6 protein-coding genes are annotated in these 8,572 nt (G+C 65.7%); 4 read left to right on the top strand and 2 right to left on the bottom strand.

Annotated elements, in window-relative coordinates:
- Positions 1 to 302 precede the first annotated feature (302 nt).
- Together B4N44_RS02540 and B4N44_RS02545 are read right to left on the bottom strand one after the other, a co-directional pair.
- Positions 303 to 1,493, bottom strand: a complete 1,191-nt coding sequence (locus tag B4N44_RS02540) for a dicarboxylate/amino acid:cation symporter (RefSeq protein ID WP_296696641.1) — start codon at positions 1,491 to 1,493, stop codon at positions 303 to 305.
- A 21-nt stretch (positions 1,494 to 1,514) separates the two neighbouring features.
- Complete coding sequence (locus B4N44_RS02545; protein ID WP_296696643.1) at positions 1,515 to 2,954, bottom strand: Mur ligase family protein; 1,440 nt, start codon at positions 2,952 to 2,954, stop codon at positions 1,515 to 1,517.
- A gap of 250 nt (positions 2,955 to 3,204) precedes the next feature.
- Here B4N44_RS02545 and purL point away from each other — a divergent pair, with 250 nt between their 5' ends.
- The 4 genes from purL (at position 3,205) to B4N44_RS02565 (ending at position 8,526) form a co-directional block, all read left to right on the top strand.
- Positions 3,205 to 7,110 (top strand): phosphoribosylformylglycinamidine synthase, encoded by a 3,906-nt coding sequence (purL, locus tag B4N44_RS02550; protein ID WP_296696644.1) that lies wholly within the window; start codon positions 3,205 to 3,207, stop codon positions 7,108 to 7,110.
- A 10-nt stretch (positions 7,111 to 7,120) separates the two neighbouring features.
- Positions 7,121 to 7,543: an alternative ribosome rescue aminoacyl-tRNA hydrolase ArfB gene (gene arfB / locus B4N44_RS02555; protein WP_296696646.1), complete on the top strand. Its 423-nt coding sequence runs from the start codon at positions 7,121 to 7,123 to the stop codon at positions 7,541 to 7,543.
- Between the two features lie 594 nt (positions 7,544 to 8,137).
- A complete protein-coding gene (locus B4N44_RS02560; RefSeq protein WP_296696648.1) occupies positions 8,138 to 8,296 on the top strand; it encodes a DUF3309 family protein in 159 nt (52 codons plus the stop codon).
- 14 nt (positions 8,297 to 8,310) lie between these two features.
- The gene (locus tag B4N44_RS02565) at positions 8,311 to 8,526 is read left to right on the top strand and encodes a hypothetical protein (RefSeq protein ID WP_296696649.1); all 216 of its coding nucleotides are present in this window, start codon (positions 8,311 to 8,313) and stop codon (positions 8,524 to 8,526) included.
- Positions 8,527 to 8,572: the final 46 nt, after the last annotated feature.

Consider the following 8,572-nt stretch of genomic DNA (forward strand, 5'->3'; position numbering starts at 1 on the left):
GTCCAGTCCAACATGGGCGCGACAGACAGGCGGCGGTCCAGCACAGGTACGGGGAAGGGAGACAAAGACGTGCCTTGCAACGGGGCGGTTGGATGAGCCGGTGTAACCGAATGACGACGACTAGTCTATCCGCGTACGGCGTCGGCGGGTACCGGTTCGGGACGTTGGATCGGGGCGCCGAAGACATTCGCTGGTTGCGTGGGTGCAAGGACAGGACTAATGCCTATCCTCGCGTTCAGTATGCTCGAGATGCCAAGCGGTTTTCGGGAAATTCCCGACCCGAGTTTGTGCCGAGCGGCATGTCAGCCTCGCCGCAGGTCACGGTCGACCAGGGCCGCGACGACCAAGTCGCCCCAGACGTTGATTGCCGTGATCGGATAGTCGAAGAAACGGTCGACGACGAGATAGAGTGCGAGATAGATCTGCGGCAGGCCGAGCAGGTCGAGCATGAAGGCCATCAGCGCGATGCCGCCTCCGGGGATGCCGGCGGTGCCGGCGGAGGAGGCCATGGTGAGCAGGACGATGAAGAGTGCCTGCGCGGGACTGAGATCGACCCCGGCCAGCTGGGACATGAAGATCAGCAGGATCGACTGGTAGAGGGCCGAGCCATCCATGTTGAGCGTGGCGCCCAGGGGTAAGCTGAAGGCCGTAACCCGTTCGCTCACACCTGTGGCTTCGAGCGCCTGCTTGGAGACTGGATAGGTCGCGGCGCTCGATGCCGTGGAGAGTGCAGTCAGCAGCGGCGCACGACAGGCGGCGACGAAACGCCAGGGTGAAGACCTCGTGCGCACACGAAACAGGGTCGGCAAAAAGACCCCGGCATGCAGCACCGCGGCCAGGGTCACCGCCCATACGAATGCGTGCAGCTGGAAGACCTCGGCCCAATGCATCCCGGCGAGTCCATCGTAGATCAAGGCCGCGATGCCGACCGGCGCAAGTGCCAGGACCCCGCGCAGGACCTGCATCAGCAGGGCGTCCGTCGCGCGTGCACCGGCGAGCAGGGTCTCGCGATAGTCGCCGGCGATCCGCCGCGAGGCAATCGCCAGCACAATGGCGACGAACACGATGTGCAGGATGTTCCCGTCTGCGAGCGAGGCGAAGAGATTGCTCGGGATGAGGTTCGCGACCAGGTGCTCGACACTGAAGCGCGCCGCGCCCGACTCGACCTGCTCGAGCTGGAGCAGCCCCGCGGGGAGATCACGCGAGAACGCGAGTCCGATCAGCGTCCCCAGCCCGGCGGCGACCGCTGAGGTCGTCACGTAATAGAGCAGGGTGCGCCCGCCGATGCGTCGCAGCTCGCGCCCGCCCGAGAGCGAGGCATAGATTGAGACCAGGATCAGCGGCAGGATCAGGAGCTTGAGGACGGAGATGAAGATCTGCCCGATCCAGGCCACGTAAGGCGCACCGTCCGGGAACAGCAATGCGAGCGCGATGCCGAGCAGCAGACCGACGGGGGCCGAGTAGAGTCGGCGCAAGGGCTCAGTGATCGGCATGTCGATGCTCGCCGACCTGCGTCAGGCCCAGCCGAGGCGGATCAGGTTACGCTCGATCTCGTCCTGATCGCTGTAGGGCGTCTTGCGGCCTTTGGCGTCGAGATAGCGCTCGTGGCCCTTGCCGGCGACGAGGGCGACCCAGGGCTCGTTCTCCGGTTGCTCGGCCAGGAAGTCGATCAGGTGTGCGATCGCGCGCGGGCGCTCGACCACGACCTCGCGACCCGCCTCGGGCATGCCCGTCAGGATATCCGCGATGATCCGCTCCGGGTCCTCGAAGCGCGGATTGTCCGAGGTCACGATCGTGTGGTCCGAATGGCGCGCCACCGCCGCACCCATCAGCGGGCGCTTGAAACGATCGCGGTCTCCGCCGCAGCCGAAGAGGGTGGCGATCCGCGCACGAGGGAAGGCGTCGCGGATCGCGGTCAGGATGGTTTCGAGCGCATCCGGGGTGTGGGCGAAGTCGACCACCAGGGTGCGGTTGCCGACGACGCGGCACTCGAAGCGCCCGTCCACCGCGCTCAAGTGACGCCAGTCCTCGCGCGCGCCCGGTCCCAAGACCCCGTCGGCCAAGGCGACGGCGACGGCATAGTTCCGACGGTTGTGGGCGAGCGCGAGGAAGGGCTTGGCGGCGAGCGCCTCGGACCCTAGCGTCGCGGCAGGCAGGACTTCGACGGGAACCCGCGGCCGTCCATTCTCATGCAGACGTTCGGCGACATCCGGACTGGTCGTGTAAAGGCGGCCCCCGTCCACGACCATATCCAGGATGCGTGCCTTGGCCGCGAAATAGGCCGCCTCGCCGCCGTGATAGTCCAGATGGTCCTGCGTGAAGTTGGTCCAGGCGGCGTTCTGCAGCGGGATGCCGTGCGCACGGCCTTGATCCAGTGCGTGACTGCTGACCTCCATCGCGACCACCGCATATCGATCGCGATGGGCGTGCAGCAGACGGCGCAGCTCGATCAGCGGCGGCGAGGTGAACCCGGTGTTGACCAGCGGCTCGCCCGCCAAGGAGAGGCCGAGCGTTCCGACCGAGAGGACGGGCCGGCCATGCGCCGAGAGGATCGCCTCCAGATACTTGACCGTGGTGGTCTTGCCGTTGGTGCCCGTGACGCCCAGAAAGACCGTGCCGTCGGTGTCCAGCGGATAGACGATGTCGCAGAAGCGGCCGACGACTGCCGACCAAGCGCCCGGGTGCGTGACATAGATGCCCTTGCCCTGCAGGCGCTCGATGCCCTCGATCATGCGGTTGGTGACCAGCACGGAACAGGCGCTGTCGACAAGATAACGCTCGATGATTTCCTCGTCGGTACGTCCGTCGTCGAAACGCTGGAAGAAGAGGATCGAGCCGGTATCGCAGGCGTTTGCGCGCCATTGGATGTTGTCCAGAGCGCACGGTTTAGCCGGTTCGCGCCGCCAGGCGAAATCGAGCGTGGACAATCGATCGGAAAGGGCGTGATTCGGCATGGCGTACGGGTCTGATGCAGAGAGGATCGGAATGATACTTTACCCCCAACCCCTGTGGCCGCTCATGTGGATAAGCTGTTTGCGCGTGCCTTAACCCGCGGGTGAGGCATGGCGGATTCGTAGCTGGTCAAGGAATGCCCGGCTGTGGTGATTCGGCGTCGATCGCCCGGTCGTGCCTGCTCCTCCGCGCCCCGGCCTCGGATCTCAAGTATCATGTCGGATCAAGAGCCCGAACACAGAGTCATCTCCCATGCTCGTCCTCCGCGGTGCCCCCGCCCTTTCCGAGTTCCGTCTTCAGAAGCTTGCCGGCAGGCTGCGCGAGCAGATCGGCGCGCCCATCCAGGTCTATGCGGAGTATGTCCACTTCGCCGATCTGGCGGGTGACTTGACCGAGGACCAGCGCGGGATCCTGGAGCGGCTCCTGCGCTACGGCCCCGCCTTGCCGAGCCATGCGCCGGTCGGGCGGCTCGTTCTGGTCGTGCCGCGGCCGGGCACCCTCTCGCCTTGGTCGTCCAAGGCGACCGACATCGCGCACAACTGCGGACTCGAGGGCATCCAACGACTGGAGCGCGGCACGGCCTACTACCTTTCGGGCGAGCTCGGCTCGCTCGACGCGGCGACTGTCGAGCAGGCCGCGGCAATCCTGCACGACCGCATGACCCAGGTCGCGCTCTTCGACCTAGCCGATGCGCAGCGGCTGTTCGCGCACGCCGAGCCGCATCCGGTGCGCCGGATTGCGCTCGGTGCGGATCCCGAGGCAGCGCTGGCGCAGGCGAACCGCGAGCTGGGCCTCGCGCTCTCATCCGACGAGATTGCCTATCTCGCCGGCAGCTTCGAGGCGCTCGAGCGTGATCCGACCGATGTCGAGCTGATGATGTTCGCGCAGGCCAACTCGGAACATTGTCGGCACAAGATCTTCAACGCCCGCTGGGACATCGACGGCGAGCCGCAGACGCACTCGCTCTTTCAAATGATCCGTCACACCACGGATGTCTCCCCCAAGGGCGTGCTTTCCGCCTACAAGGACAACGCCGCCGTCATCGAGGGCTGGGACGGGCGGCGCTTCCTCTCCGACCCCGTGACCGGGATCTACGGCGAGCATGAAGAGCCCATCGCGATCCTCATGAAGGTGGAGACCCACAACCACCCGACCGCGATCGCGCCGGATCCGGGCGCGGCGACCGGCTCGGGCGGGGAGATCCGCGACGAAGGGGCGACCGGACGGGGCGCCAAGCCCAAGGCGGGTCTCTGCGGCTTCTCGGTCTCGGACCTGCGCATCCCCGGTTTCAGCCAGCCTTGGGAGCTGCCCGAGGCCGATTACCACGGCAAGCCGGTGCGTATCGTCTCCGCACTCGACATCATGCTTGAAGGGCCGATCGGCGCCGCCGCCTTCAACAACGAGTTCGGCAGGCCCAACCTGACGGGTTACTTCCGCACCTTCGAGCAGGCCATCCCCGGACCGAACGGCTCGACCGAGCTGCGCGGCTATCACAAGCCCATCATGCTCGCCGGCGGTCTCGGCAACATCCGCTCCGAGCATGTCGCCAAGGACAGCTTCCCGGTCGGCACACCGCTGATCGTACTCGGCGGTCCGGCGATGCTGATCGGGCTCGGCGGCGGGGCGGCCTCGAGCATGGCCTCGGGCGCCTCGGCCGAGGATCTGGATTTTGCCTCCGTGCAGCGCGCCAACCCGGAGATGCAGCGTCGCTGCCAAGAGGTCATCGACCGCTGCTGGGCGCTCGGCGAGGACAATCCCATCCTCTTCATCCACGACGTCGGCGCGGGCGGGCTGGCCAACGCCCTGCCCGAGCTGGTCCATGATGCCGGACGCGGCGGACGTTTCGATCTGCGCGCCGTACCCAACGCCGATCCGGGCATGTCGCCGATGGAGATCTGGTGCAACGAGTCGCAGGAGCGCTATGTCCTGGCCGTCGCAGCCGAGCAGCTGGAGCAGTTCGAGGCGATCTGTGCGCGCGAGCGCTGTCCGTATGCCGTCGTCGGGACCGCGACCGCGGATCAGCATCTCGCGCTCGGCGATGCACATTTTGCCGACACCCCGATCGACATGCCCATGTCGCTGCTCTTCGGCAAGCCGCCCAAGATGGAGCGGGATGCCGTCTCCGGACAGCCGCCGCGCGCACCGCTGCACACCGCGGAGATCGATCTGCGCGAGGCGCTCGATCGCGTGCTGCGTCTGCCCACGGTCGCCGACAAGTCCTTCCTGATCACCATCGGCGATCGCAGCATCACGGGTCAGGTCGCGCGCGATCAGATGGTCGGCCCCTGGCAGATCCCGGTCGCCGACTGCGCCGTGACCATCAGCGACTATCGCGGCGTCGCCGGCGAGGCGATGGCGATCGGCGAGCGCACGCCGCTCGCCCTGCTCGATGCGCCGGCCTCCGGACGCATGGCCGTCGGCGAGGCGATCACCAACCTCGCCGCCGCGCGCATCGCCTCGATCGGCGACATCAAGCTCTCGGCCAACTGGATGGCCGCCGCCGGCGATCCGCGCGAGGATGCCCGGCTCTATGCCACAGTCCGCGCCGTCGGGCTGGAGCTTTGCCCGGCGCTCGGGATTGCCATCCCGGTCGGCAAGGACTCGATGAGCATGAAGACGGTCTGGGATGGAGTGGCGGGTGTGCGTCACACGATGTCCGCACCCCTGTCGCTGATCGTCTCCGCCTTTGCCCCGGTGCTCGACGTGCGCGCGACCCTGACTCCCCAACTACGGACCGATCAGGGCGACACCGACCTCATCCTCATCGATCTGGGGCAGGGCCGGAACCGTCTCGGAGGGTCGGCTCTCGCGCAGGTCTACGGTCAGCTCGGCGATGTCGGGCCGGACCTGGAGACCCCGGACCTGCTCAAGCGCTTCTTCGCCGCCATCCAGGAGCTTCAGAACGAGGAGCTGATCCTCGCCTACCACGACCGCTCCGACGGCGGACTCATCACCACGCTTTGCGAAATGGCCTTTGCCGGGCGCTGCGGGATCGACGTGGATCTGTCCGCGGTCGGGCCCGATGACCTCTCGGTCCTGTTCAGCGAGGAGTTGGGCGCCGTGATCCAGGTGCGTCACACCGAGACGGACGACGTGCTGCAGATCCTCGAGTATCACGGCCTGGCCGAGTACAGCCCGGTGATCGGCATGCTCGACGACAGCGACCGGATCCGCGTTTGTCGCCGCTGCCGACCGCTCTTGGAGGCGCGCCGGGCCGAGCTCCAGCAGGTCTGGTCGGAGACCAGCTTCCGGATGCAGTCTCTGCGCGACAACCCCGAGTGCGCGGCCGAAGCCTATGCGCGCATCTCCGAGCCGGATCCTGGTCTCCACGCCGAGCTGACCTTCGATCCGGACGACGACCTGACTGCGCCCTATGTCGAGCGCGGCGCGCGCCCGCCGATCGCCATCCTGCGCGAGCAGGGCGTGAACGGACAGGTCGAGATGGCAGCGGCATTCCATGCGGCGGGCTTCGAGTGCGTGGACGTGCATCTGTCCGACATCATGGCCGGGCGCGTCGATCTCGCGCGCTTCCGCGGCCTTGCCGCCTGCGGCGGTTTCTCCTACGGCGACGTGCTGGGCGCAGGGGAGGGCTGGGCCAAGTCGATCCTCTTCAACCCGCGAGCGCGCGATCAATTCCAAGCCTTCTTCGCGCGGCACGACACCTTCACGCTCGGCATCTGCAACGGCTGCCAGATGCTCTCCAACCTGCGCGATCTGATCCCGGGCGCGGATCACTGGCCCCATTTCGTGCGCAACCGCTCCGAGCAGTTCGAGGCCCGCACACTGATGCTCGAGGTCAGTGAGACGCGGTCTGTTCTGCTCGCCGGGATGGCCGGCTCGCGCATGCCGATCGCGGTGGCCCATGGCGAAGGCCGAGCCGAATTCCGCGATGCCGAGCACCTCGCCGCGGCGCGCGCCTGCGTGGCAACGCGTTACATCGAGAACGACGGCCGGGTCGCCGAACGCTATCCCGCCAACCCCAACGGCTCGCCCGAGGGCATCGCCGGTCTGACGACACTCGACGGGCGCGTCACCATCATGATGCCCCATCCCGAGCGCGTCTTCCGGTCCCTTCAGAATTCCTGGCGTCCGGATCAGTGGGGTACGGACGGACCCTGGATGCGTCTGTTCCGCAATGCGCGCGTTTGGGTGAACTAAACCGCATCCTATGTTGCAGATCTCCAGCCGTATCCGTATCGACGAGACCGAGCTGAGCGAACGGTTCATCCGTTCGCCCGGACCCGGCGGTCAAAACGTCAACAAGGTCGAGACGGCGGTCCAGTTGCGGTTCGACGTGGCACGCTCGCCGTCGCTGCCCGAGGATGTGCGCGAGCGCTTGGTGCGCCTCGGCGGACGGCGGATCGATTCGGACGGGGTCCTGATGATCGAGGCGCACCGCTACCGCACCCGCGAGCGCAACCGCGCCGATGCGCGAGCCCGCCTCGCTGCACTCATCGCTCAAGCCGCCGTGCGACCGAAACCACGCATCGCGACCCGGCCGACCCGCGCCTCCACCGAGCGACGTCTGGAGACCAAGCGCAAACAATCCAGCAGCAAGCGCATGCGTCGCGCCCCCTCGGATCACGATTGAACGAGCTTGGTCGTCGAGGGCATCAACGAGCACGACTTGGCGTGCTCCAGGGATATCTTCCTGGTTCTTTGGAGCGGACCTGCCGAAGACCCGCAGCCGGCACCGTCGCGCCCCCGACGTGAAAACCCACCGGAACCCGCCACGCGCCGACCTCTTGTCCGGGAGCAGCCGGTGGACGTTGTTTTAGTCTGTACGCTATCGAACAGATGACTTGGATAAACTGGGCTACACTTTCATTTGAACCGCGTCCAGAGCGAGATGCTCACTTTCGAGTGAGTTCGATCTTTGGTGCATCCATGGCCGTTAGCGGGCGCGCAGGTCAACATAATTTATTTTTTAATAGCTTAAAACGCGCCATCTCCAGCGGTCGTCAAAACTGCCGGGGCCGATCCCATCCAAAAACAGCGCATACCGCACTGGGCGCGGTTTAGGTTACGAGAGTAGAGGCTCGCCGAGGTGTCGGACACGCACACGCCGCAGAACAACCATATCATCGACAGATTGCCTGTCTGATTTAAATGAGTAGGCATCGGCAGAATAACTCCAGGTCCTCTCGGACTGGACTAACGCAATGTCCGCAACCGGAGAACGATCATGTCACTCGGTACCATACTACTCATCGTCCTGATCCTGATACTTGTGGGTGTCATCCCGACCTGGTCCCATAGCCGCTCCTGGGATTATGCGCCCAGCGGTATCGTTGGACTCGTCGTTGTTATCCTGCTCATTCCGGTCCCGTTGGGGCGATTCTAAACGGAGAACTGAAGATGCGCATTACCGCCAAGCTGTTTACTTTCGCAGTGTCGATTGCCCTGCTGCTCGGTGCGGTCGGTTGTGAACAGGAAGGCCCCGCCGAGAGGGCCGGGGAAAAGATCGATCACGCCGCCGAACGCGCGGGGGATAAGATCGAGCAAGCAAGTGAAAAGGCAGCAGACAAGATCGAAGACGCCAAGGAAGCGGCCAGCGATCAGATCGCCGAGTAGGGAGCAGCGCGCGGCGTCTAAGGCATCCCATTACACACATCTCATA

The organism is Thiocapsa sp. UBA6158, from assembly GCF_002423035.1.
Classification (GTDB): domain Bacteria; phylum Pseudomonadota; class Gammaproteobacteria; order Chromatiales; family Chromatiaceae; genus Thiocapsa.